General features: G+C 70.9%; 23 protein-coding genes and 3 pseudogenes. 15 read left to right on the top strand and 11 right to left on the bottom strand.

What is annotated here, in order from left to right:
* Positions 1 to 507 precede the first annotated feature (507 nt).
* From QIS96_RS18640 to QIS96_RS18625, 4 genes are read right to left on the bottom strand one after another with little or no spacing between them, the layout of a single operon-like run.
* The gene (locus QIS96_RS18640) at positions 508 to 2115 is read right to left on the bottom strand and encodes an amidase (protein WP_282543757.1); all 1608 of its coding nucleotides are present in this window, start codon (positions 2113 to 2115) and stop codon (positions 508 to 510) included.
* Positions 2112 to 3341, bottom strand: coding sequence for an MAB_1171c family putative transporter (locus QIS96_RS18635; protein WP_282543756.1), 1230 nt, complete (start codon positions 3339 to 3341; stop codon positions 2112 to 2114). Before QIS96_RS18635 ends, QIS96_RS18640 begins: the two co-directional genes overlap by 4 nt.
* Positions 3338 to 3940 carry a toxin gene (locus QIS96_RS18630; protein WP_282543755.1) on the bottom strand — a complete coding sequence of 201 codons (603 nt, stop codon included), beginning with the start codon at positions 3938 to 3940 and terminating at the stop codon, positions 3338 to 3340. The genes QIS96_RS18635 and QIS96_RS18630 overlap by 4 nt, the downstream gene beginning before the upstream one ends.
* Before the next feature lie 55 nt (positions 3941 to 3995).
* Entirely contained in the window at positions 3996 to 4469 is a 474-nt protein-coding gene (locus QIS96_RS18625) for an XRE family transcriptional regulator (RefSeq protein WP_408907209.1), read from the bottom strand.
* Positions 4470 to 4707: 238 nt separating this feature from the next.
* On the opposite strand from QIS96_RS18625, the gene QIS96_RS18620 reads away from it, so the two are divergent.
* From QIS96_RS18620 to QIS96_RS18570, 12 genes and pseudogenes are all read left to right on the top strand, one after another.
* Positions 4708 to 4833: a hypothetical protein gene (locus QIS96_RS18620; protein WP_282543753.1), complete on the top strand. Its 126-nt coding sequence runs from the start codon at positions 4708 to 4710 to the stop codon at positions 4831 to 4833.
* Complete coding sequence (locus QIS96_RS18615; RefSeq protein ID WP_282543752.1) at positions 4830 to 5258, top strand: hypothetical protein; 429 nt, start codon at positions 4830 to 4832, stop codon at positions 5256 to 5258. The genes QIS96_RS18620 and QIS96_RS18615 overlap by 4 nt, the downstream gene beginning before the upstream one ends.
* Positions 5259 to 5595: 337 nt before the next feature.
* Positions 5596 to 6372 carry an alpha/beta fold hydrolase gene (locus QIS96_RS18610; RefSeq protein ID WP_282543751.1) on the top strand — a complete coding sequence of 259 codons (777 nt, stop codon included), beginning with the start codon at positions 5596 to 5598 and terminating at the stop codon, positions 6370 to 6372.
* 612 nt (positions 6373 to 6984) lie between these two features.
* Positions 6985 to 7356: pseudogene (locus QIS96_RS37875) on the top strand (DUF6188 family protein); the annotation flags it as partial.
* Between the two features lie 357 nt (positions 7357 to 7713).
* Positions 7714 to 8376 carry a ParA family protein gene (locus QIS96_RS18605; protein WP_282543750.1) on the top strand — a complete coding sequence of 221 codons (663 nt, stop codon included), beginning with the start codon at positions 7714 to 7716 and terminating at the stop codon, positions 8374 to 8376.
* The gene (locus QIS96_RS18600; protein ID WP_282543749.1) at positions 8376 to 9521 is read left to right on the top strand and encodes a ParB/RepB/Spo0J family partition protein; all 1146 of its coding nucleotides are present in this window, start codon (positions 8376 to 8378) and stop codon (positions 9519 to 9521) included. Before QIS96_RS18605 ends, QIS96_RS18600 begins: the two co-directional genes overlap by 1 nt.
* A gap of 960 nt (positions 9522 to 10481) precedes the next feature.
* Complete coding sequence (locus QIS96_RS18595; RefSeq protein ID WP_282543748.1) at positions 10482 to 11588, top strand: bifunctional DNA primase/polymerase; 1107 nt, start codon at positions 10482 to 10484, stop codon at positions 11586 to 11588.
* Positions 11585 to 13123, top strand: coding sequence for a DNA primase family protein (locus tag QIS96_RS18590; protein WP_282543747.1), 1539 nt, complete (start codon positions 11585 to 11587; stop codon positions 13121 to 13123). The genes QIS96_RS18595 and QIS96_RS18590 overlap by 4 nt, the downstream gene beginning before the upstream one ends.
* A 127-nt stretch (positions 13124 to 13250) precedes the next feature.
* Positions 13251 to 13652 carry a DUF6009 family protein gene (locus QIS96_RS18585; RefSeq protein ID WP_282543746.1) on the top strand — a complete coding sequence of 134 codons (402 nt, stop codon included), beginning with the start codon at positions 13251 to 13253 and terminating at the stop codon, positions 13650 to 13652.
* Positions 13653 to 13890: 238 nt separating this feature from the next.
* Positions 13891 to 14172, top strand: coding sequence for a helix-turn-helix domain-containing protein (locus tag QIS96_RS18580; RefSeq protein ID WP_282543745.1), 282 nt, complete (start codon positions 13891 to 13893; stop codon positions 14170 to 14172).
* 71 nt (positions 14173 to 14243) lie between these two features.
* The gene (locus QIS96_RS18575) at positions 14244 to 15782 is read left to right on the top strand and encodes a helix-turn-helix domain-containing protein (RefSeq protein ID WP_282543790.1); all 1539 of its coding nucleotides are present in this window, start codon (positions 14244 to 14246) and stop codon (positions 15780 to 15782) included.
* Positions 15775 to 16344 (top strand): transcriptional regulator, encoded by a 570-nt coding sequence (locus tag QIS96_RS18570; RefSeq protein ID WP_282543744.1) that lies wholly within the window; start codon positions 15775 to 15777, stop codon positions 16342 to 16344. Before QIS96_RS18575 ends, QIS96_RS18570 begins: the two co-directional genes overlap by 8 nt.
* A 254-nt stretch (positions 16345 to 16598) precedes the next feature.
* On the opposite strand, the gene QIS96_RS18565 is transcribed toward QIS96_RS18570, so the two are convergent.
* Positions 16599 to 17705 (bottom strand): Gfo/Idh/MocA family protein, encoded by a 1107-nt coding sequence (locus QIS96_RS18565; protein WP_282543743.1) that lies wholly within the window; start codon positions 17703 to 17705, stop codon positions 16599 to 16601.
* Between the two features lie 123 nt (positions 17706 to 17828).
* Positions 17829 to 19253: an MFS transporter gene (locus QIS96_RS18560; protein ID WP_282543742.1), complete on the bottom strand. Its 1425-nt coding sequence runs from the start codon at positions 19251 to 19253 to the stop codon at positions 17829 to 17831.
* A 213-nt stretch (positions 19254 to 19466) separates the two neighbouring features.
* Here QIS96_RS18560 and QIS96_RS18555 point away from each other — a divergent pair, with 213 nt between their 5' ends.
* Complete coding sequence (locus tag QIS96_RS18555) at positions 19467 to 20009, top strand: ROK family protein (RefSeq protein ID WP_282543741.1); 543 nt, start codon at positions 19467 to 19469, stop codon at positions 20007 to 20009.
* 229 nt (positions 20010 to 20238) lie between these two features.
* On the opposite strand, the gene QIS96_RS18550 is transcribed toward QIS96_RS18555, so the two are convergent.
* From QIS96_RS18550 to QIS96_RS18540, 3 genes and pseudogenes are all read right to left on the bottom strand, one after another.
* On the bottom strand, positions 20239 to 21114 hold the full coding sequence (locus QIS96_RS18550; protein ID WP_282543740.1) for an AfsR/SARP family transcriptional regulator: 876 nt from the start codon (positions 21112 to 21114) through the stop codon (positions 20239 to 20241).
* Between the two features lie 140 nt (positions 21115 to 21254).
* Positions 21255 to 21515 (bottom strand): annotated as a pseudogene (locus QIS96_RS18545) (AfsA-related hotdog domain-containing protein); the annotation flags it as partial.
* 12 nt (positions 21516 to 21527) lie between these two features.
* The gene (locus QIS96_RS18540; RefSeq protein WP_282543739.1) at positions 21528 to 21698 is read right to left on the bottom strand and encodes a hypothetical protein; all 171 of its coding nucleotides are present in this window, start codon (positions 21696 to 21698) and stop codon (positions 21528 to 21530) included.
* A 217-nt stretch (positions 21699 to 21915) separates the two neighbouring features.
* Between QIS96_RS18540 and QIS96_RS18535 the strand changes: the two genes are divergently transcribed.
* Together QIS96_RS18535 and QIS96_RS18530 are read left to right on the top strand one after the other, a co-directional pair.
* Positions 21916 to 22557 carry a ScbR family autoregulator-binding transcription factor gene (locus tag QIS96_RS18535; protein ID WP_282543738.1) on the top strand — a complete coding sequence of 214 codons (642 nt, stop codon included), beginning with the start codon at positions 21916 to 21918 and terminating at the stop codon, positions 22555 to 22557.
* Between the two features lie 58 nt (positions 22558 to 22615).
* A pseudogene (locus QIS96_RS18530) lies at positions 22616 to 22840 on the top strand (methylmalonyl-CoA mutase); the annotation flags it as partial.
* Between the two features lie 65 nt (positions 22841 to 22905).
* Here the strand turns inward: QIS96_RS18530 and QIS96_RS18525 are convergent.
* Positions 22906 to 23802 (bottom strand): NAD(P)-dependent oxidoreductase, encoded by an 897-nt coding sequence (locus QIS96_RS18525; RefSeq protein ID WP_282543737.1) that lies wholly within the window; start codon positions 23800 to 23802, stop codon positions 22906 to 22908.
* Between the two features lie 28 nt (positions 23803 to 23830).
* Positions 23831 to 24331: a cupin domain-containing protein gene (locus tag QIS96_RS18520; RefSeq protein ID WP_282543736.1), complete on the bottom strand. Its 501-nt coding sequence runs from the start codon at positions 24329 to 24331 to the stop codon at positions 23831 to 23833.
* Between the last annotated feature and the right edge of the window lie 74 nt (positions 24332 to 24405).

The following is a 24405-nucleotide window of genomic DNA, read 5'->3' as shown; positions in this document are numbered from 1 at the left end:
CACCCGTACCTCCCGTTCTGTCCTGATTCGTGAGGGCTCAAGGGACCGGACTCCCGCGCACGCCGCTGCCCGCCGGTCGGGTTCGGACCCTCGCACGCAGGTAACTGGAGTTGAGTCCCTTGGGTCACTGCCGGGCTCGGTGCGCTCACGGCCGGGCCCGCGAGGGACCAACGGGCAGGGGCTGGACTGTTGGGGCCCTGCTTTCGGACCCTCAGAGTCTTCGCAGGTCAGAGCCTTGCGGATGCCGAATTAGGGACTGGAGGGACTCGGAGTCCCCAGTTATGAGCTGTACTAGATATATGTCTTTACATATGTGCGTGCGCGTACGCGCGTACATGTACATCACGTAGTTACGCTCATAACTGGGAAGTTGAGTCACTTCGGTCCCTTCAAACCCTGCTCAGGACCGGGTGAAAACGCTGTGACCTGCGGCTTCTTCCAGGGACTGAAAGAAGAGGGACCGAAGGGTCCGTCGAGCCCTTCGGTCCCCCGTCGTGCGGCCGCGCGTCAGACGTCCAGTGCGGGCGCGGCCGGCTGCGGGAACAGGCGCGACAGCTCCTCGGCGACCGCCAGGACTGTCCGGTCCGCGAGGTAGGGACCGACGACCTGGACGGAGAGCGGGAGCCCCGTGGCGGTCCGCCCCACCGGGACCGTGGCCGCGGGCAGCCGGACGTGGCTGGTGAGGTTGGCCCAGGCGGTCTGGTCGAAGTACGGGCGCTCGACGCCGTCGACGGTGATGCGGCGCTGCGGGACCGGCACCGAGGTCAGGTCGGGCACGGCCGCGGTCGGGGCGGACGGCGTGACGAGGACGTCGTGGTCCTCGAAGTACCGGGCCCAGGTGCGGGCGAGCTTTTCCCGCTCCTCGTTCGCGCGCAGCCAGTCGCGGTGCCGCTGGGTGCGTGAGCGCAGGAAGAACGCGCCGGGGCTGTGGTCGTCGTCGGCGAGCTTCGCGGCCGCGTCGACCTCGGCCTGGAAGGCGGCGTCGCCGACCGCGGCGGTGCCCGTCGCGTACATCAGGGCCTGGAAGAGGCGGTCCGAGTCGGCCAGGTCCACCGGGCGGGTGTCGGTGTCCGTGCGGGCGCCCTCGGCCGCGGCCGACTCCGTGACGCGGGCGAGGAGTTCACGGGTCTCGGCGTCGACGCGGCAGTACGGGTCGTCCGCCCAGACGCCCACGCGCAGGCCCCCCAGCGTCCGGCTGCGGGGCGCGGGCAGGTCGAGCCGCCAGGCGGGGGCGTCGGTCGGCGAGGGGCCCGCGAGGACGTCCAGGAGCAGCGCCAGGTCGTCGGCGGTGCGGGCGAGGGGGCCCGGGGTGAGCATGTCGCCGCTCGTCAGCCAGCCGGGCGGGCGCGGGATGTGGCCGCGGGTCGCGACGATGCCGTGGCTGGGGCGCAGGGCGTGCACGCCGCAGTAGTGCGCGGGCAGCCGCAGCGAGCCCGCCAGGTCGCTGCCGACCTCCAGGGCGGTGAGTCCGGTCGCGACGGCCGCCGCGGGCCCGCCGGAGGAGCCGCCCGCGGTGCGCTCGGGGTCGTACGGGTTGCGGGTGGTGCCGAAGAGTTCGTTGGAGGTCTGGATGTCCTGGCAGTTGGCGGGGGTGTTGGTCTTGCCGAGGATGATGGCGCCGGCCGCGCGCAGTCGGGCCACGGCGTCGGCGTCGCGGTCCGGGACGTGCTCGGCGAGCTCGCGGCTGCCGCAGGTCGTACGGAGCCCTTCGGTCTCGAAGGCGTCCTTCACGGTCATCGGCAGGCCGTGCAGCGGGCCGAGGGGCTCGCCGGTGCGGGCGAGGTGGGCGTCGGCGGCGCGGGCGGCCTCGCGGGCGCGTGCGGCGTCGAGGGTGACGACCGCGTTCACGTCCGGGTTGACGCGCTCGTGGTGGGCGAGGAGCAGGTCGAGGAGTTCGCGGCTGGAGATCTTCTGCCGCCGCAGCGCGTCGAGTTGGTCGCGGGCGGGGGCGAGGTGCAGGGGGGTGCGCACGGGCTGGGTGACCTTCCGGCGTGGGTGCGGGCGAGTGTGCTGGGCGGTGGGGGCGGCGCTCGCGGCGGCCGGCGTGCTCAGGGACGCGGCGGCCAGGGTCGAGGTGAGGCCGGTGGTCAGGGCGAGGAAGGTGCGGCGGATCATGTGCGGGTTCCGGTGGGTGTGTCGGCGGGGTGCGCGGGGTGCTCGGGGGCTGCGGGTGGGCTGAAGTGGGCGGCGACGCGCAGCAGCAGCCGGGTCTCCTCGTCGGCGGTACGGCTGGGCAGGCGGGCGTCGGCCCACCCGGCGGGGTCGTCGACGCGGGCGTCCGTGCGCTGCCGTACGAGGGCGTCGCGCAGCTGGTCGGCGGTGACGGCCGCGGCGAGGTCGGGGTCGGTCAACCCCTGGGCGGTGCGCCGGAGTTCGGCGCGTTCGCGGGCGGCCGGGTCGAGGTAGGGGCGCAGTTCGATCTGGCCGTCACGGATCTCCACGGTGCGCCGGTAGACGTGGAAGCCGACCCCGCGCAGCCGCAGCACCTCGGCGAGCTGCCGGGGCGGCTCCAGGAGCGCGATCGACGGGGCGGCGCGGTGCAGTTCGGTCCAGAGCGGCCCGAGCTTCCGGTATGCGAGGTGCTCACGCACCCAGAGGCGGGCCTCGGCGGCGCGGGCGGCGACCGTCGGCAGGAAGTAGCCGACCTGCGTCACGGCGGCCCCGATGTCCCCGCAGATCCACGCGTACGGCTCCAACTCCCGTACGTCGAAGTCGAAGACCGCGCCGAGGACGGAGGCGATGCGGATCGCGGAGTAGCCGAGCGTGACGACCGCGCCGACGCTGATGGTGCGCAGGCCGCGGGCGATCCACGGGGACGCGGCATTGCGGGCCTGGCGGGCGCAGCCGACGGCGAGGCAGATCTCGGCGACGGTGTACGTGGTGATGTAGAGCGTCAAGTACGCCTGGTAGTACGGGTCGTGGGCGTAGTACAGGGTGAAGTCGGCGGGCCGCTGCTCGGCCGGGGTGAGCAGCGTGAACAGCACGCCGAGGGTCGCGACGACCGCGCCGCCCGCGAGGACGAGGAGCCGGGTGCGGCGGCGGGCCCGAGCGGCCTCCGTCTCGGGCAGCGCCCAGTGGACGAGGACGACGGCCTGCGCGACGAGGACGCCGATGACACAGGACTGCGCGAGCGGCACGGCGATGTTGGTGACCCCGAAGAACGCGTCGACGCGCACCCACACCGGGGTCAGCGAGATCGCGTAACTCAGCGCGGAGGCCAGGTAGGCGACGCTCAGGGCGACCAGGGCGCGGTCGCGGCGGTCGCGGCGCAGGTCGCGCAGGAGGAGCAGGAAGCCGGTGCCGGCGAGGGCCAGGCCGAGGGGGTGCAGCAGGTCCTTCACCGGGCGCGCCCCTCTCGGCCGGGGCCCGCGCCCCGGGGCCGCAGCAGGGTGCGGGCGACGCGGGCCGCGTCCTGGTCGGCGGGGGCGGACGGCGCGAACGGGCCCTCGTACGGGCTTGCGTACGGGCTCGTGTGGGCGCTCGCGTGGGCCTGCAGGTACGAGCCGATGAGTTCGGCTTCGCGTTCGTCGTGCTCGGCGTAGTCGGTGCGGCCGAGGACGGCGCGGACGACGGCCGGGTCGATGTGGGTGATCAGCGCGGCGGCGTCCTTGTCGCGCAGGGCGGGGCCGCCGCGGTGCTCTTTGAGTATGTGTCCGAACTCGTGGGCGATGATGTGGTCCTGGTGGGAGCGGCTGGTACGGGGGTCGTAGAACACGTAGTGGGTGTCGCGGGTGGCGAGCCACATGCCGCAGGGCACCGACTCGGACGCGGCGACCTCGGCGGGCTCCAGGCGCAGTGCGCGCCCGGTGCGCTGCTCGACGTACGGCACGAGGTCGCGGACCCCGGCGACGGCGGGCAGGCGGAGGTCGCGCACGAAGTCGCGGCAGCTGAGCCGGACCGCGTCCGGGCCCGGCTCGCCCCTGCGGGCGCGGAATCTCATGGCCCACCTCCTCGGCCGGGGTGAACTCCCCTGATCCGTACGGGAGTCGGCGAGGTCACTGGGCGGGCCCCGGTTCTGGTCCCGGTCCCGGTCCGGGCGGCAGGCCCTCCAGCTCGCGTACGCGGTCGATCATCGCGAGCACCGCGTCCATCGACTTCGGCGAGAGCCCGACCGCGCGCAGCGCCACGCTCTGCACGCCGGCCTCGCGCAGCCGCAGCAGCGTCTCCAGGTCGGAGCCGACGCGGCGGGCCACGTCCGCGTCGAAGAAGTACGCCACCGGTACGCCGAAGAAGTCGGCCAGCGCCTCGAGGTGACGTTTCGTCGGGTTGTCGCGGCGGCCGGTGCGCAGCTGCCACAGATAGGTCCCGGAGACCGTGGGGCCGCCCTGCTCCTGCAGGAGCGCGGCGACTTCGTCGTTGCTGTAGGGCCGGGTGCGGCCTGCGGGGCGGATCACCTCGAAGAGGTGGTCGAGCCGCGCGGCGAGGGTCGAATCGCCGCCCGCCCCCGGGTTCTTGTCGCTCACTGGCATCGGCTTACGTCTCCCCGTCCTGCTCCCCCACCGGCGCGATCAACGCCAGTTGACTATTTCACCGCCGAAACCATAGTTTTCCAGCACCACCGCAGCTGAGATGGATGCACGGGTGGCGGCCACTCCGTCGTACCCCGCGGAGCGGCACACATGCTCTCACTGTCCGTCGCAGCTGTTCGAAGCAGCATTCGCACACCGGCTGTTCGCTCACCGGATTTCCGACGGGACGGAGTACCACGTGTCGCTCGCCGACGCCACAGCTCAGCACCGGAATCCGCCGTCCCCGACCTTCGTACGCCAGTTGCGCTCCGCTGCTGCGCCGATGGCCGCGGACACCGCTGCGACCTGCGCCGGAGCGGTGTGAGCCCGGCCGCCGACGCGGCCCGAATGCGGGTCCTCGGCCATGTCGAAGAGCTGCGCGAGACCCTGCCCCAGCCCCAATTCGCCCTGCTTCTGCGGGTGTTGCGGAGTATCGCCGGGCAGGGCGGGTACGGGGCGCGGCTGCCGGCCCACGACCTGGATCGGGCGCATTTCACACCGTTGGTGCGCAACGAGATGCTGCGGACCTGGACCATGGTCGGGCCCACCGCCCTGGCGGACCCGGCGTGTTCGCGGCAGCTCGCCGCCGCCCTGGACGCCTTGCTCGCGGGCATAGACGAGGAGTCCGCGGCGCTCGACGGCATCGCGCAGGCGAGCGGCGTCTACGACGAGGGCGTGAGCGGTGGCTCCAGCGGCTCCGGTGGCACGGCGAGCGGTGGCTCGGCGACCGGCGGGGCCGGCGGAGCCTGAAGGACCCGTGGGTGCGGGGCGGCTGGGACGGGGGTCCGGCCGCCCCGCATCGACGGCCCCGGCCACGTGCGCGGTGCCGGGGTACGACGGGGGAGCGCACCCCGGCACCGCGCTGCGCACGAGCGTAGGGAATCCGGTGCGGCTCGGGCCATGTGTTGGGGCACAACTGGCTTGATTCGCTTGGTAGTTGAACGTTTCCGGTCCGCGGGGCTCCGCTCCCCCACCGGGCCTCCGATGATTTTCCGGGCCCCGTCCGGTCTGTATCCATGACGACATACTTCAAGGCCGTGCTCGTGTGAACGCGTTGCAGCGGCCGGTTGCGGATGGAGACGGACCGATGGCCGCTTACGCCCAGCTCGGAGACGTGAACACCTGGTACGACGAGCACGGCGAGGGCACTCCCCTGGTTCTCCTGCACGGCGGCCTGGTCGACGCCCGGTTCTTCGCCCCGAACATCGACGCCCTGGCCGAGAAGCTCCACGTCTACACACCCGAGCGCCGGGGGCACGGACACACACCCGACGTCCCCGGGCCGATCACGTACCAGCTGATGGCCGACGACACGATCGCGTTCCTGGAACGGGTGGTGTCCGAGCCGGCCGACCTGGTGGGGCACAGCGACGGGGCGTTCGTCGCGATGCTCGTCGCCATGCGGCGGCCCGAGTTGGTGAAGCGGCTCGTACTGATCAGCGGCGGCTTCAACAAGAGCGGCGAGGCCGCCCCGGACGCCGAGTGGGACGTGGACGCGATCTTCGAGTTCCTCGGCCCGACGTACGGCGAGGTCTCCCCCGACGGCATCGACCACTTCAAGGTCGTCGCCACGAAGATCGGCGAGATGGCCGCCGAGGAGCCCGACCTCAAGGCCTCCGACCTGGCCGCGGTCACCGCACGCACGCTCGTGATGTTCTCCGACGACGACCTGGTGACGATGCGGCACGTGGTCGAGATGTACGACGCGATCCCAGGCGCGGAACTCGCCGTCGTACCCGGCACTTCGCACTTCCTGACGCAGGAGAAGCCGCACCTGGTGAACGCGCTCATCCTGGATTTCCTCACCAACGAGCCGGTGCCGACGGTCGCCGGGATCAGGCGGGCGGCACCGGAAAACCATTGACACCACTGCAAGTGCACCGATACTTTCAAAGCACTTCAACTGCAGTGATCTGGAGTCAGACCCTCCGTTTTACCGCGGTAAAGTTCCGCCGCTCCCCCGGCAGCCGGCTCGCGCGCGTAGAAGGGCAGAGCTCCGCGGCAACCCTCTTCAGATGGGGCCGCACGACAGCCGTCTTCGTCCACCTTGGCTCGGTCGGCTTCCCCGACGGCTTCTCCGTTTTACCGCGGTAAAGTCCCCGCCCCCTCTCCCCCAGCCGCTGGACCGTTGCTCCCCCTCCCCCAAAGGACGTGCTGCCGACGCCAGGAAGCGGAGTTGGGGACGCTCGGCGGTAGCCGATCCCGAGCCGCCGGAGCAGCGTTCGTTTTACCGCGGTAAATCGACGCCGGACGCCGCGTGCGGTTTTACCGCGGTAAAACCGCCCCCGCTGGAACGGCCCCTGCTGGACTCGATGGGGGTGAGTCCTCAACACCCGACCCCACTCCCCCGCCCTCCCGAACCGCTCGCGTTTTACCGCGGTAAAGCGGAGTAGGTGATTCCAGGACTGCCGCCGCCAGCTGTTGGATCGGAGCCCACCGCTTGGCTCTCGGCTGCCGCATCGGCGAAGGTGCAGCGGTGCGTAGTGAAGAGAGTGCCGTCGAAGAAGAGGATCGGTGGATTCTGAGCCTTCGGGGGATGAGCATCGACAGGATCAGCGTGGACTTCCGGCTTGTGCTGGTGCTCGGCTCGGACTGGGAAGTCGTATGCGAAGCACCCGTCGGGCTCTCGCGCGGGACGGCTCACGGCACGACGTCCGTGCTTCTCGATCCGGAATCGCAGGATGTCGCTGCGGCCCTCGCGCTCTTCGGGGCGAAGGTTCTGTCGGCGGTCGCGTTCAAGTCCGGGGCCCTGCGGCTCGTCTTCGACACGGGCCACCACCTGACGTGCTCGGCCGATCCGTCCTTCGAGGCGTGGCAAGTCTCGGGCCCAGGGGCGTGGCACTTCGTATCGCTGCCGAGGTGGCCTCGCCGTCTGGGCCGGTTGAGGAACAACGGCCGAGCCCCGCCGCCTCTCCCCCACTCCGTCAGGTCGCCGTTCTCCGCTGTGTTTTACCGCGGTAAAGCGGAAGACTCCCGTCCGGGGCTGGTCGGCTCGGGCCGGTGTCGTCCTATCCGTACCCCCGTCAGAAACGCACCGCCCGCTGCGTTTTACCGCGGTAAATCGGTCCAAGGCCGGACCTGCAGCCGACCCACTCCACCCTCTTCAGGGCAAAACACCTGGTGTCCGGCCAGTGAAGGCTGTCTCGTCTGCGATGATGCTTCCGCCCGAAGTACCGGAACCCACGGGAAGCAAACGGAGCATCACATGCCAGCTTCTGTCTACGTCGTGTCCATCGACCCCCAGGCCTCCACCGTCTGGTGGGCGAACCGGATCAACGACCTGCCCTTCGACTTCTCCCAGGAGCACGAGACTCCGGAGAACCTCGCCGTCCTCAAGGACACCGGCGCCCAGGTCCATGTCGTCGCCAACCAGAAGGGCGGGGTCGGCAAGACGACCACGACCCTCAACCTCGGCGCGATCGTCTCGGACACCCTGAAGGGTCAGGACAAGGGACTGCAGCACGTCTTCATCGACACCCCGGGCAGCCTCCAGGACGAGAACCTGCTCCTCGAGGCGCTCAAGTACGCGCATGACGTGATCGTCCCCATGCCGCCGGAAGGCCTCGCCTTCGACCCGACCGCCCGCACGATCCAGAAGGTCATCGAGCCCACGGGTCTCCCCTTCAAGGTCACCGTCAACAACTGGGACCCGCGCGACGGCACAGCCGACCTCGAGGACACCAAGGCGTACATCGACGCACAGGGCTGGCCCCGCGCCGAAGCGGTGATCCGCCGCTACAAGGTCCACACCCGGGCCTCGGTGGAGGGGAAGGTCGTCACGCAGTACGCAAAGAACCGGGTCGCGATGGAAGCCCGCGAGGACTTCTTCCGCCTGGCGCTCGAACTCGGTTACGGAGGTCGCTCCTGATGGGACGAAGGACCAGTCTCGCCTCCCTCGCGGGGGCCAAGGTCGACGACGTTCCCGGCCGCACGGATCTGCTGCTGCTCTCCCTGCCGCTGGCGAAGCTGATCCCGACCCGCTTCAACCCGCGCCGTAACTTCGGTACGGAGGAGCAGCTGCGCGAGTTCGGCCTGAAGCTGAAGCAGAAGCAGCTCCAGCCGGCGGTGGTCGTCTCGCGCGCCGGATACCTGAAGCTGTGGCCCGAGGAGGCCGAGCGAATCGGTGACGTCCCGTACGTCATCGCCAACGGCGAGCGGCGCTTCCGGGCCTCCCAGCTCGTCGGACGGCCGACCCTCGACGTGGTGCACCACGAGGAAGTCGCCAACTCGCGTGCCGAGTTCCTGGACGCGGTCCTCGCGGAGAACAACGACCGTGAGGACCTGGACCCGATCGAGCGGGCCCTCGGCATCGAGACGATGGTCGTGGAGCTCGGCGGCGCCGACAAGGTCGCCAAGCACTACGGCAAGTCGGGCCCGTGGGTCAGCAACCAGCGCAAGCTGCTGCGCCTCACCCCGGAGCTGCAGCAGCTGGTGAGCTCGGGGGAGTTGTCCATCCGGATCGGCCGGGACATCGCCTCGCTCCCGCAGGAGAAGCAGGCGGCGGCCTGGCAGGACGAACTCGACCGCCGCGCCGCGGTGCTCGCCGCCCCGCGCCCGCGCCGCACCAAGGACGAGCCGGCCCCGGAGCCGGTGCAGCCTCCCGCGCCCGCGCCCGGACGGGACCCTGAGCCCGAGGTCGTACGGGAAGCCGCTCCGGCTCAACAGCCCGTCCAGGCACCGGTCCAGCCGCCGGAGCCGGAGGCCGCCCCGGTCGCCGTTGCGCCGGTCCCGGCACCCGCTCCGGTCCACGTGCCCGGCGGGTCTGCTCCCGCCACCGAGGTGGGGGAGAGGGCCCCGGCGGCGGAGTACGAGGAGTCGGAGCAGTACGAGCCTTCCGCACCCGCCCCCCGGACAGCGACCCAACGGCCCGAACCGCTGCCCGACATCGCGACGGTGGGGGCCATCCCCTGGCGGAACCCGGAGACGGTGTTCCGGACCATCAGGCACTGGATGACGCCTGAGGACCTTCAGTCGCTGCACAAGCTGATGCGGGAACACTTCCAGGACTCCTGAACCCCGTCCATCCCACGGGACCCACGGTCGGCCCGGCTTCCCCTGCGGAGGCCGGGCCGACCTGTTTGCCCGGCTCCGGGCCATCTTCCGCACCGCACAAGCGCGTTGAAAGCTCTGAGCGCCCGCTGAGGGGGCTGGCAGCGTCGCACTGGCGGTGAGGGGCACTGAAGTCCCACGAGCCCCTCAGAACGCCGCTGAGCGCTTTCATGGCGTACGACCTCAACTGCCGACCCAGCACGGGGCACCCGCGTGGGGGAGTGGGCAGCGACTGAAGCGACCGAAGCGACTCACTTTCGGAGTTGGCCCGCGGACGCGCGACGAGCGCGGAAGGTTGCCCGTGGGTGGGTCGCTTCGGTCGCTCGGGTCGCTTCAGTCGCTTCGGTAGCTGTTCTCGGTCGTTCTTCGGTCGCTCTTCAGTCGCTGAGCCAGGCCCAGAAAAGCGACTGAAGGGGGTCAGCGACTGAAGGAAAGCTACCGAGCGACTCTTCGGTCGCTCCCAGTCGCTCGGGTAAAACCGCAGGTCAGAGGGTATGTACTGAAGAGAACAGCGACTGAAGCGACTCAAGGTCCCTATATATGAAGAGCAACGCGGGTGTGCGCGCCTGCGCGTAGAGCTCATATATACAGTCGCTGAGTCGCTTCAGTCGCTGTTTTTCTGGCTGCAAGGCTGTGACCTGCGGTTTTGTAAGCGACCGAAGGCAGCGACCGAAAGGGCTTCAGTCGCTGCCCCCAACCTTCAGTCGCTGTTGGGTAGCTGAGGGCCCGCAAGGTAGACATTCAGGGACCGACATGGGGGAGCGGCACAGTGATCGACTCGGGGGTGAGACGGAGTGAACGGCGTCGTGGACGTGGTGATAGACACGCTGTTCGGGCTTTGTCCACAGCAGCCCCACCAGTCGACCGAACTTCGCTAATGTATGTCCGTCGTTGAGTCGCTTCGGTCGCTGATAGGGGAACTAAATGCCTGCTGAGCTGCGGTTTTCACGCAGCGACTCACGGCAGTCCAGCTCTGCGCGTTCGGTCGCTGCGCCTCTGGCCACGGCCCGGTGGTGTGCCGGCCGGGGCTGGCCCGTCTTCCCGTTGGCCGCCGGGCGCAAGGTGCCGGCCGCCAACTGCGAGTCCTGCCGCAGGCCCGGACACACCCACCGGGACTGCGCCTGCCGCGCCGAAGGCCGTTGGTGCCACGGGTTTCACTCGGCGACGCTCGACGCCTCCCGGATCGAGCGCTGGTGGGGGAGTGCCCCGTCGATGGGCGTGGGGGTCTCCTGCGGTCCCGCGGGCCTCGTCGTCATCGATGTCGACGCACATCAACAACCCGTGCCCAGCCGGGACCGTCTCCTGCCGGGCATTCACATCCCGGACGAGGTCGACCTGATGGGCCTCGCGAACGGCTATCACACGCTCGCCGTGCTCGCCGCGCTGCGCGGGGTCGTCTGCCCCTCCGAGGACGAGAGCACGCTGCGGGTGCGCACGCCGTCGGGCGGGATGCACGTCTGGTACCGGGTCGTCGACGGCCGCGCCTGGCAGTGCTCGACCGGAACCAGCACCCGCCGCGCCCTCGCCTGGCAGGTCGACGTCCGCGCCCACGGCGGGTACATCGTCACGCCCGGCACCACCACGCCCGACGGCGCGTACACGCCCGTGGGGTCCGTACGAGAACCCGCGCCGCTGCCGGCCTGGCTCGCCGAGGAGCTGGAGCGAACAGGGCATCTCCCGGCGGCTGTTCCCGCACCCCGGCCCGTGCCGCCGCGCGCCCGGCAGGCGGTCCTCGCGGCGGGCGGGCGCACCGGGAAGACGACCAGGACGCTGCTCACGGTCCTCACCGAGGTCGCCGAGTGCGCCAAGGTGCCCGAGGGAGCGGCGTTCACGGAGAAGCTGAACCGGGCCGCGTACACCCTCGGCGGGCTCGTCGCCGCGGGTCATCTCGACCAGGACGAGGCCGAGCACGTCCTGCTGCAGGCCGCTGAGCAGGCCAGGCCCGGACAGACCCGCCGGGCCGAACAGATCATCCGCAGTGGCATGAGCGCCGGGCTGCGTCGTCCCCTGGAACCCGGGAGCAGCTCGTGACGCCGTCTCCGCACCCGGATCAGAACAACGCCCTCTTCGACTTCGACGCGGAGGCCGTCGCTGCCCAGATCCTCGCCCGCTCCACCGCGGGCCCCGTGCCGTCCCAGGCCGGTGAGAGCCCCGCGCCGGAGAGCTCAGCCGGTTCCCTGACCACGGCCGGTGGGCTCGTCCCCGACACGCTCACCGACCGCGGCAACGCGAAGCTGTTCGTGAAGCTGTACGCGACCGACTACCGGCATGTGCCGGGGCTCGGCTGGTACCGCTGGGACAGCACCCGCTGGCAGATCGACGACGACGACACCGTGATGTGGGCGGCGGGGGACCTCGCCGAGTCCATCGCGGCCAGCGACCCGCGGGGCCTGCACACGGGCTCGGACCTGCAGAAGCACCGCAGGCGCGCGCTCAGCACCTCCGGCATGAACGCCATGCTCCTTCAGGCCAAGTCCGCGCCCGGCATGGTCCTCAACGCCTCCCGCCTGGACGCCGATCCGTACGTCCTGTGCACCCCGGCCGGCATCGTCGACCTGCGCACCGGCCTGCTGCGCACCCCCGACCCCAACAAGGACTTCCACTCGCGGTCCACCACCATCGGGCCCCGCCAGATGGCCACCCCGCGCTGGAACCGCTTCCTCCAGGACACCTTCGGCGGCGACGACGAAGGCACCGAGATGATCGGCTTCCTGCACCTGCTGCTCGGCTACTCCGTCACCGGGGACGTCGGCGGGCAGGTCATGCCGTTCCTCTTCGGCATCGGCAAGAACGGCAAGTCCGTTCTCCTCGACGTCCTGATGAAGCTCCTCGGGGACTACGCGGACGCCGCGCCGCCCGGCTTCCTGATGGCCCGCCCGTACGAGGGGCACCCCACCGATCTCGCCGAGCTGCACGGCCGCCGCGTCATCGTGTGCAGCGAGGTCAAGCCGGGGGACCGGTTCGACGAGGCGCGGGTGAAGCTGCTCACCGGCGGTGACCGGATCAAGGCCCGCCGGATGCGGCAGGACTTCTTCAGCTTCGAACCGACCCACAAGCTCTGGCTCCTGGGCAACCACCGGCCCGAGGTCGGCACGGGCGGCTTCGCGTTCTGGCGGCGTATGCGGCTCATCCCGTTCGAGCGGACCGTCTCGGACGACCGGAAGATCGACAACCTGGCCGATATCCTGGTCACCGAGGAAGGCCCCGGCATCCTCAACTGGCTGATCGAGGGCGCGCGCCGCTACCTCGGCGGCGACAAGGACCTCACCGGGCCTGAGCGGGTCCGCATCGCGACCACCGCGTACGCGGAGACGGAAGACCATACCGGCCGTTTTCTCAGCGAGGCATGCTCGATCCACCCGGACCAGCGGGCCGAGCAGGCGAGGTTGTACGCGGCCTACAAGCGCTGGTGCCAGAATGAGGGGGCGCCGGCCATGACATCCCGCTCCTTCGCAGCTCGCGTACGCGAGACGATCGGACTCGAGTCGCCCAAGCAGATGATCCTGTCGAATCAGCGCAAGTACTACCCGGGTATCGGACTGCTCGCCGATGGGGAGGATGCCTGATGGTCGGATCAAGCCAAACGCCGTGTCCGGCAGCGTGCTCGGGTGCCATGTCCGGACGCACCGATGGGTATCCGGCCCGTGGCTTCCCGCACGAGGCACCGGACCTGGCACGAGAAGGTAGGACAGCATGAGCGCCCTCATCACCGAGGACGAGATCCGTGAGGAGACGGAGATCGTCTGGCTCGAAGACGCCACGGCGCTGGACTACGTACGCCAAAGCCTCGACCGCCTGCCCACCCGCAAGGGCAAGCCGGCCTACCACCGCGACGGCCGCATGGTCGGGTACGCGCTGCTCGGGCCGGGCGCGAAGGCCTCGCGCTCGTCGGGCACGTTCCGGCGTCGGGTGTTCTGGCTGCTGCCGCACGACCGCGACACCGAGCCCAGCGGTCTGTACGCGACGGGCGCGCCCGCCGAGGCCGTGGACCCGGGCACGCTCGCGCCGGGCGTGAAGGGCTTCAAGACGGAGCGCTCCGAGGGCGGCCCGCCCTCGTCGGCCATGCAGGAGCTGGGTATAACGCTTCCGCTCTGACGGCCTGCCGTACAGCGACACCCCGCCTCGCGGGTAGTTGTGCGCGGTATGCCCCAATTGCCGTTGTGGGGCGGCGATTTACCGCGGTAAAGCGGGGGCGGCCGCCGACGGAGCCGCGGGGTCCGGCCGCGTGATTTACCGCGGTAAAACGGCGGAGATCATTCCGCTTCACCGGTCGTGTTGCCTCCCCGGGCCGCTATGCGGAATGCGCATCTCGGAGCGGTACGATGCGAAGGTCATGGACAGCTCGCACACCTCCGTACGCCTCCGCGCCAGCGTCGCCGCCCTGATGCGGGCCACCGGCCAGACGCAGTCCGACCTCGCGCTCGCCCTCGGCGTCGACCAGACGCAGGTGTCCCGCCGCCAGACCGGCCGCGCCGCCTGGACCCTCGACGACTGCGACCGGCTCGCCGCCCACTTCGGTATCGGTGTCCTCGACCTCCTCACCGGCCCCGAGCGCGCCTGTGCCCGACTCCCGCGCACCGGCCGACGCGGCCGCGGAAAGGGGGTCCCGGCATGACCGTCCCGCACTCCGACGATCCGAACTCGAACGATCTGCGTCCCAACGATCCACACCCGGACAGCCCGCGCATGAACAGCCCGCAGCAGAAGCCCGGTTACGAGGCCGTCGACGCCCTGCTCGCCTCGGCCGTCGAACCCGAGCCCCTGCCGCCCGCCGAACAGCGCCGCGCCCTGCGCGAGAGCCTCGGCCTCTCCCGCGCCCAGGTCGCCACCGCACTCGGCGTCGGCCCGTCCACGGTCGGCGGCTGGGAGAACGGCCGCGACCCGGCGGGGGAGGTGCGCGGCAAGTACGCGTACTTCCTGGACGCCGCCCGCAGCAGGCTTCAGGAGACGCAGGCCGCGCAGACCCGGCCGTGCGTCCTGTGCGGGGGACCGGCGACGGACGAGGTCGAGGGCTTTCCGCAGCACCTCGACCCGCAGGAGTGCGCACGGCACACGACCCCGCAGGACCCCGTACGGCCTGAGCCCGAGCCCCGGTCCGAACCCGAGCTTCAGCCGGAACCGGAAGCGGAAGCGGGCCCGGAACCTCAGCCGAAGCCGCAACCGAAGACGAAGCCCGCCCCGCAACCCCAGCGGCGGACGATCCAGCGCCCCACCCCCGTACGCAAGCAGCTCACCGGACAGGCCGCGCCCGAGGCCGAGTTGATCGGCCGGGCCGTGGAGAAGGCGCTCGCCGAGCACGGGGGAGACGTCGAGGCGGCGACCGCGCAGCTCGTACGGAAGGCCATCCCGGACGCGATGGCGCTGCTCGACGCCTGCCGGACCGGTGGGCGCTACGACGTGATCGCGCACCCCTGGGTGCCGGACATCCTGCGCAAGCAGAGCGCCCGCGGCAGCGACAGCATCTGGGAGGCCCGGCCCAAGTGGACCCGGCCCGAACTCCCGCCCGGCGCACACGAGGTGACCGCGCTCGACATCAACGGCGCGTATCTGTCGGCCCTCAAGACGCATCTGCCGATCGGCCAGCTGGAACACTCCAGCGGCTTCGAACACGACCGGCGGCGCGCGGGCGTCCACCTCATCACCCCGCCCGACTGGCACCACGACCCGTACCTGCCGAACCCGCTCGGCAACCGGGACGAGGCCGGGCCGCTCTGGGTCACCGAGCCGACGCTGCGGCTGCTGCTCCGCCTCTCCGGCCCCAAGTACGGGCTGTGCGCACCGCCCGAGATCCATGAGTCGTTCACGTCCGGCGCGACCGAGAACCTCCTGGAGAAGTTCCGTGCCGCCCTGCGCGACGCCCGCGAGAGGGCGATCGAGGCCGAGGACGAGACGACCGTCGAGTACGTGAAGGCCATGTACTCCAAGTTCGTCTCCACGATGGGGGAGTCCAACTACAACCGGGAGCTGTACCGCCCGGACTGGATGCACCTCATCCGCTCGCAGGCCTTCGCCAACCTCTGGATGAAGGCCCTGCGCGCCCACGAGCAGGGCCTCGCCGTCGTACGCGTCATGGGCACCGACGAGCTGCACGTCACCGGAGACTGGCGGCGGGTCTTCGACGAGGGGCGCGGCGTCCTCGAAGTGAAGGTCAAGGACGTCTACACGGTCGGGACCGATGCCGATGCCGCCGAGGCCGAGCTGAACGAGGAGCTGCCGGATGCCTGAACACACCCTGGAATTCGGCAAGTTCGGCGCACGCGGCGTCCGTGGCAGCGAAGCCGTCTTCCGCCGTCTCGACGACCTCGCCGGGTTCATCGTCTCGCCGGTCGACTCCCGCCGCGGCCTCCTCGCGCGGCTGCACTACCTGACCCGCACCGACCACGCCCGTGCCGCCGCCCGTGCCGCGGGCCTCACCGTCACCGACCGCACCCTGAAGGCCTGGCTCGACGGCAGGCGCCGGCCCACCGCGCAGAACCTGCGGCGCATCGAGGACGCGTACCGCACCGTGCGCCGCCACAACGTCGCCCAGCACCTGCTGCGCCGCCTCAACTCCCGCGGCGGCACCCGCGTCGAACTGCACCCGCTCAACCAGTCGCAGGTGCCGCGGCCGCGCCAGCGCGTCCTGGAGTACCGCAGCCTCAACATCCGCCGCTGGGACCGGATCGTCGAGGCCTGGAGCACCGGCGACACCGAGGGGCTCGACGACGCGTGGACCGATCAGATCGTCGACCTGGGCTCGCAGTGGGGGCAGTACGAGTACGTCACCAACGTGGGGTTCGCGGCCTGATCGGACGACGCCGCGAGCAGGGCCCCTGGTTTCCCGGTTTCCCGAACGGGCGTGCGGGGAGCGGTGGTTGGCGTAGTGACACCCTGTGGGGCTCCGTGAGTTCTCGACCGTGCTGCCCTACGCCTTCGGGCCGGTGTACTTCATCGAGGTGCCGAACTTCGGCCGGCTTCGTGGTGCTCCTGACGTTCGACGTCAACCGGGCCACGCGAGGCCCGCAGGACGACGACGGAGTCGCCCCGCAGGGCCCGCAGGTGTCAGCACTGCTGCAGGGTGACCCGCTCGCCGGTCGCCGCAGCCAGCTTGATCGCGTCGAGCAGCCGGTGCGTGCCCACCGCCGTGCCGAAGTCCGGCTCGGACCGCTCACCGGTGCGGATCGCGCGGGCCAGATCCGTGTAGACCTGGTGGACGTTGCTCGCGGGGGAGCCGGCGCCGGGCAGTGCCGGGCGGTACGTGTCCGGCAGCGGCACTTCGCGGGCCGGCTCGCCGCTCGCCGCCGCGTACGTGAGCACGAACTCCGGACCCACCAGCGAGTCGTCCGTGGAACGCAGCACGAGACGGCCCTGCCGCCCGTGCACCTCGATCCGGAAGCCGTCGCCGCGCGGGCCGCCCGTCATGAAGTGGACGGAGACCGCGGCGCCGGACCGGAGGAGGCCGGCCGCCACGATCTGGTCGGGTGACGTCACCTCGATGTGCTCGCCGGTCTCCTCCATCGTGACCCGGCCGATCCGCGTCGTCAGGGTCGCCGACAGCTCGGCGACGTCGCCGACCACCGAGCGGTACATGTCCAGCGAGTGCCCGCCGACGACCGCCAGGTGGTTGACGCCCTTGGTGTGGTCGAACAGCGCCGCGTACCGCTGCGACCACGTGTCGGGCGTCGACAGTGAGTAGGTCAGGGACGTCGAGAGCACCTCGCCGACCAGGTCGCCCTGGGCAAGCAGGTCCCGCAGGTGCCGGATCGCCGGGTGGTGCCTGCTCTGCAGCCCGACCGCGTGCCGCACGCCCGCGCTCTCCGCGGCCCCGCGGAACCGCTCCGCGGTCGCCGCGTCCAGCGCCAGCGGCCACTCGCTGTACACGTGCTTGCCCGCCGCGATCGCCGCGTCCACCAGCCCGTCCCGCTGCGGGAGTTGGACGGCGATGGTGACCAGGTCCACGTCGTCGTGCTCCATCAGGGCCTGCGCCGAGCCGAAGGCGTGCCGGGCGCCCCACACGCCGGCGGCGGCCCGCGCCGACTCCTCACTGGTGCCCGCGACCGCGGTGATCTCGTAGTCCTCGTGCGCCGCGAGGGCGGGCAGGTGCACACCGCGCCCCCAGCCCCGCTCCGCGTGCGCGCCGACGACGCCGACTCGGATTCTGTCCGCCATGTGAACTGCCTTTCCTCGGTGCTCCGTTGAGTGCGTACTGCGCGTACCCCCGCCGTGGACGGGGTCGTGCCGAAGCGCGGCCGGAAGCGAACTCCGGCCGCGCTCCGGCATGTTGGGACGATGTCAGGACGGGGAGACGACGGCCTCCGCCGCCTGGTCGCTCCGGCCCTGCTGCGCCGCGTCCTCCGAGGCGTTCTCGGCCGGCGCGTCCCGCAGGACGAAGAAGGTGACGAGCCAGGCCAGGAAGACGAACCCGGCCGCGTACAGGAACGCCAGGCTGTAGCCGTCCCGCAGGGCCTCGACCTGCTCCGTGCCCTTGCTGAGCAGCGTGTTGCTGTGCGAGGTGGCGACCGTCGCGAGCACCGCGAGGCCGACCGCGGCGCCCGCCTGCTGTGCCGTGTTGTTGAGGCCGGATGCCAGCCCCGCGTCCTCCGGGGCCGCACCCGACATGGCCCGCATGATGACCGACGGGACCGTGAGGCCCATGCCGAAGCCCTGGATGACGAGGGTCGGCGCGACGTCCACCCAGTAGTTCCCGTCGACCGGCGCGCGGCTCAGCAGGAGCAGGCCCGCGCCCAGGCAGAGCAGACCGGTCAGCAGGACCCGGCGGGTGCCGAAGCGGGCCGTGAGCTTCGCCGTGAAGAACAGCGACATCGTGCCGATGACCAGCGGCGCGGGCAGGAAGCCGAGGCCGGTCTGCATCGAGTCGAAGCCCAGGACCCGCTGCATGTACAGGGCGTTCAGGAACTGGAAGCCGAAGCCCGCGGAGAAGACCAGGACGACCGCGATGTTGGCACCGGAGATCTCCCGGTTGCGGAAGATCCGCAGCGCGAGCAGCGGCCGCGCCGCCTTTGCCTGCCGGACCAGGAACGCGGCGAGCAGCACCACGGCGACGGCGCCGTAGATCCTCAGCTGGGACGTGCTGAACCGGTCCTCCGAGACCTGCGAGATGGTGAACACGCCGAGCGAGAGGCCCGCCGTCACCAGGATCGCGCCGATCGCGTCGGCGCCCGCCCGGAGCCCGAGCCCGGACTGCGCGGCGAGGAGCCTGATGCCGGCGACCAACGCCACCGCGCCGATCGGCAGGTTGATCAGGAACACCCAGTGCCAGCCGAGCGTGTCGGTGATGACGCCGCCCGCGATCAGGCCGACGGAGGCGCCGCCCGCCGAGACGAAGCTGTAGATGCCCATCGCCCTGGCCTGCTCGGTCGGCTCCGGGTACAGGCCGACGATCATGCCGAGCACCACCGCGGACGCCAGGGCCGCGCCCACGCCCTGCAGGAACCGGCCGCCGATGAGCAGTTCGGGGCTGGTCGCGATGCCGCACAGCAGGGAGGCGACGGTGAAGGTCACCAGACCGCTCAGGAACACCTTCTTGGTGCCGATCAGGTCGCCGAGCCGCCCGGAGAGCAGCAGCAGTCCGGCGAACGCGATCAGGTAGGAGCTGACCACCCAGGACAGCCCGCCCTGGGTGAAGCCGAGGTCTTTCTGAATGGTGGGCAGCGCGACGGTGACGATCGTCCCGTCGAGGATGATCATCAACTGCATCGCGCAGAGAGTTGCGAGCGCCGGCCCGCGCGAGCTGGCTCTACCGGTCTGGCCGGTCTGAGAAGTCACGACAAGCTTCTTCCTCTTCTGTGGCTTGGTGTGCACGGACGGGACGCGGCGGCTGGTGCGGTCTGGCGCTGATCCAGACGACCAGTACGACACGCGCGAGGGAACTGCCCGCCCATCGCGCGGTAACCGCTCAGGTCAGGGCGGGTGCGCCGCCCTTCGTCCGGGGGCGGCACGGGCGGCGGCGGCGTGGTCCTGGACGGCAGGATCTGCCCCGGCACGGCGCGCGGCTCCTGCGAGGTGGGCCACCTGATCGTCGACCACCGCGCGGGGGAGTGGTGCGACTGTGGCCGGCGCGGCTGTGTGCAGTCGCTGGCGTCGGGCCGCGCGGTGCTGCGCAGGCCGGCCGGGCTGCTCGGCGCGGAGGTCGGCTTCGACCGGCTGCGGCAGGCCTGGGCGGCGGGGGAGTGGTGGGCGACCCAGACGGTGCACGACAGCGCTGACGCACTCGCGGCGGCGGTGGGCCTGGGCGAGCTGGTGCATCCCGAAGTCGTCGCGGTGGGCGGCGGATTCGCGGCGGGCCTGCCCGGATACGTGGACGCGGTCGCCCGGCGCGCCGCCGAGCCGGCTCGCCCCGGAAGGCCCGCCCGTCCAGATCAGGCCGGCCCGACTCGGTGGCACGTCCTCCCTGGACGGTGCGGTCCTGCTCGCACACGACATCCGTGCCTGACGGCGACCCCCACGGCCTGACGCGCGCCGCCCGTGCCTGAGGCCCGACCCCGCGGTCTGACGCCTGACGCCTGACGCCGACGCCCGCGGCCTGACGGTGGCGCGGCGGCACCGAGCTCCGGCCTGACGTCCCCTACCCGGCACCCGGCACCCGGCACCCGGAGCCCGCCACGCCGCACTCGGCACCCCGCACCCGCCACCCGGAGCCCCGCACCCCGCACCCCGCGCCCCCGCCCGCCGGGCCCCGGTGTCAGCCGTGGAGTCGGCGTCCGGTCGGTCGGGCGCCGCGGGCCGCGCTGAGCCTGCTGCAGCGCCGCACGACCGTGGGGGTGGGAATGGTGTGCAGGCGGTTCGGGCTGTGCGTGAGGTTCAGCGACGGGTCCTGGTTGAGGACGGCAAGCTCCAACTCCCGCAGCTCCCGCCCCGGGTCGAGCCCGAACTCGTCCCGCAGCACGGTCCGGGTGCGCTGGTACGCGGAGAGGGCGTCGCGCTGTCGCCCGCAGCGGTAGAGCGCCAGCATCAGCAGCCCGCAGATCCGCTCGCCCGTCGGTTCCGCGGCGGCCATCTCCTCCAGCTCTCCCAGGATTTCGTAGTGCTTGCCCTGGTCGAGCGATTCCTTCGCGCAGTCCTCGAAGACGGCGCGCCGGGTGCCGGCGATCGCGGTCAGCTCCGGCCAGGAGATGCCGGACTCGGTGAGGTCGACCAGGGCGGGGCCGCGCCACAGCGTGAGCGCCTCGCGCAGCCGGCTGAGTCCCGACTGCCGGTGTCCCGCGGCGAGTTCGGCGCGCCCTCGGTCGACGAGGCGGTGGAACCGTCCGAGGTCGGTGCCGTCCGGGGCGACCGTGAGCCGGTATCCCGGTGCGCAGGTCGTCAGGGCGACGGGTCCCTCGGGGCCCGCGTGCCGGTCGAGGATCCGGCGCAGCCCCGAGATGGAGTTCTGCACCATTTTCCGAGAGGTGACGGGGGAGTCGTAGCCCCAGAGCGCATGCATCAGTTTGCTGGTCGGGACGACTTCATTGGCGTGCAGCAGCAGAAAACCGGCAGTGGCCCGCTGATTGAATCCACCGAGTCCGACTGGGGTGTCGTTCGAGAATGCTTCCAATGGGCCGAGCAAATTGAATCGCACGCTGGCTCACTCCAGTCGAAGTCGAGATTCGTGCCGCTTCCGCAGTGTCACCCCCAGAGTAAACAAACCAATCGACCCGTTTGTCAATCGTGTAAGGGTCGATCCGCCGGACGGGTGGCCGGATCGCTGAAAACTGCAGGTCAAACGCGATTCACAGAGAGGGGCTCGTGGGGCGGTGAGGGGGGCGATCGCCACCAAGATCGCCCCGAACTGCCTCTGAGGCGATCTTGAAGCCCTCTGTCGGACGCGATGGACGGACAGTTCCCGGCCAGTGGGCGGAGAGAATAGGACCCGATCGGCACTCGGTAAGCCTGGTGCGCGATGACGAGGACCGCCTGGCGTATGGATTCGCTGAGCAGCATGGGGTCGTGCCGGCGGTCGGCGATCCGGCCGTAGTAGCTGTGGTTGCGCGGCTACTGGGCGCCGACGGGGAAGTGGTCCTCGGACACCTTCCGGATGCCGGTCACCAGAACCTCGGAGACGGCGGCGCGGTGGACGAGCGTGCGCGGCACGGTCTGAGAGAACAGTTCAGGTGTGTCGCACGTGGTGGGTTCCACCAGGTCGAGAACGGGGGCAACGCACATCAGGGCCACCTGAAGTCCAGTCGAGCAGGGCGACCGCCGAGCTTGTGCAGCTTGAGGCGCGGCCTGGCGCAACGATGAGGCGCAGTGGCGCTGAGGCAAAACAATACCAGTTAGTTGGTTTTTTACGAGGGCTCGGAGAGAATGCCTTCAGCGATCGGCCGCTCGGTGTTCACTTGGCGACACGGCGCCCATCGCACAGAAAAGAGAGGCGCAGGAAATGGGCAGGCAGGAGCGAGCGGAAGTCACGCGCAAGGCCATTCTCGACGGAGCGGCGCGCGCCTTCGATGCCGAAGGCTTCCACGGGACGAGTCTCAGCGACATCGTCAGAGAAGCCGGCGTCACGAAGGGGGCGTTGTACTTCCACTTCGCGTCCAAGGACGAGCTGGCGCAGGCGCTGGCCGACGAGCAGTTCTCCGTCTGGACGCCGATCACCGAGATCGACGACGCCGGCGTGCAGGCCCTCATCGACATCACGCACCTGCTGGCCAGAGAACTCGTCGACAACGTCCGGGTGCGCGCAGGTATCCGCCTGGTCATCGACCAGAGCGCCAAGTCCGGAATCGTCGCAGGGCCCTATGAACGGTGGATCGATGTCTTCCGCGAGTGCCTGGCCCAGGGGCAGGAGCGCGGGGATGTCCGGGCGGACCTCGATCCCGGCGGCGCCGCCAATGTGATCGTCGGCAGCTGGACCGGACTCCAGCTCAGCTCCCAGGTCCTCACCGGACGGCGGGACCTGGGGGAGCGGACGACCCTCATGTGGCGGATGCTGCTCCCCGGCATCGTCCCGCCGCGCAGGCTGCGCCGCTTCCACCCCGAGGGCGGCCGGCAGGTGCGGGAGCTGCAGGAGGCGTCGGCGTAGGACGTCCGCCCCGGGTCGGGTCCGGTACTGCGGCGACAGCTCCCTACGGCTCAGCGCCTCCGGCGCCCACCTGACGCTCTTCCCTCGCGTCCTGGAACTCCTGCGCGAGCGCGACGCGGCGGACATCGCCCTGTTCGGCGGCGGCATCATGCCCGCGGCGGACATCGACGTGCTCAAGGAACACGGCGTGGCGGAGCTCTTCACCCCCGGCACGACCACGGCCGAGGTCGTGCGCTGGACGCAGCAGACCCTGGGCGCCCCGGCGTCCACGTCCCGCGTCTGAAGCACGCCCGCTCCCGGGCCGCCGTCGAGGACGCGGCGGCCCGGGAGCCCGGCCCGGGTGGGAAGCTACGCCTCCCGGCCGCCGCCCAGCACCTCGAACAGGCTGGAGAACCCCTGGTCGCCGTGGCCGTCGGCGATCCGGCGGTCCATCAGCGCCTTGACCTCCCGCATCCGTACGGACTCCACGCCGAGGGACTCGCGGTGTGCGATCAGGTCGTCCATCAGCGCGGCCTGTACGTCGAGGGAGCCGAGGTCGGGCCCGTACGACCGGCTCTTGACGGCCTGCCCCATCGAGCCGAGCAGCGCCGGGAAAGCGGGCAGCGAGCCGGCGAAGCGCTCGGTGAACCCGACCACGTCGACGCCCTCGGCCCGCACCAGCTTCAGCACGTGCAGATAGCCGATCAGCAACTCGTAGGCCAGCGCGACCTGGGCCATGAACTCCACGGCGGCGAGACCCGCGTCCTCGCCGTGGTACGCGACGGAGCCCAGCTCCCGCAGCGTCCGCTCGTGCGCCTCGAACGCGCCGCGCGCACCGCTGAACGGGAACAGGACGCGCTCCGTGCCGACGTACGGCGGATCGCCCATGATCTTGCCGTCGAGATACTCCGCGCCGTGCGCCCGCGCCCAGCGCTCGTTCGCCCGCGCCTGCCCGGCCGAGCCGCTGGTGACGTTCACCAACACCTTGCCCTTGACGGCCGGTTCGACGGCGGCGAGCACCTCGTCGACCGCGGCGCTGTCGAGCAGGCAGATCACGACGAGGGGGCTCGCCGCCACGGCCTCGGCGGCGGTCGCGGTCGCGGTGGCCCCGGCCTCGACGAGGGATTCGGCCCTGCTCGCGGTGCGGTTCCAGACCGTGGTGCGGTAGCCGCGCTCCAGGTAGTTCCGCGCGATCGCCGAGCCCATGGCGCCGAGGCCGAGCACGGTCACGTCGCGGGAGGCGAGGTCAGCTGTGTCTTTCGGCATGAGGATGCCCTTCCGTTTTTGGGGTGTGTCAGACGAAGAAGCTGTCGTGGCGTACGAAGAACTCGGCCCGTTCCTGCTCGGACAGCCCGGCGAGTTCGGTGACGCCCTCGAAGTACTCCTCGCGGGGCGCGCCGGGCGCGAACAGCATGAGCATGGAGGCGGGTTCGCCGGACTCGTTGCGGAAGGCGTGCAGCCCGCCCACCGGCACGTAGAGGTAGTCGCCGGAGGTCGCGTCGATCCAGCGCTCCCCGTCGAAGAGCCGCATGGTGCCGGACAGGATGAAGAACGACTCCGACATCGCCTTGTGGAAGTGCGTGCTCGGGCCGACGGTCTCGGGGCCCATGTCCACCCGGTACAGCCCGTACTCCCCGCCCGTGGACAGCGTCGTCGAGAGGTAGTGGTAGGCGGAGCCGGTCGCGCCGGGCGTGCTGCCGGGCTTGGTCACGAAGTCGGGCTCGGCGCTCGCGGGCCGGAACGAGGCGCTGATCTCGCCGTGTTCGCCGAAGTATCGGGGGTCGGGGTAGGACATGGACGCTCCTTGTACGGCCGAACGGGTGCCAGGTAAAAAGGGAGTTGGGGTCGGTCCGTGGCGCGGACGCCGCG

This window comes from Streptomyces cavernicola (assembly GCF_029968035.1).
GTDB lineage: Bacteria > Actinomycetota > Actinomycetes > Streptomycetales > Streptomycetaceae > Streptomyces > Streptomyces cavernicola.
This window is presented reverse-complemented; position numbering and strand designations above follow the sequence as displayed.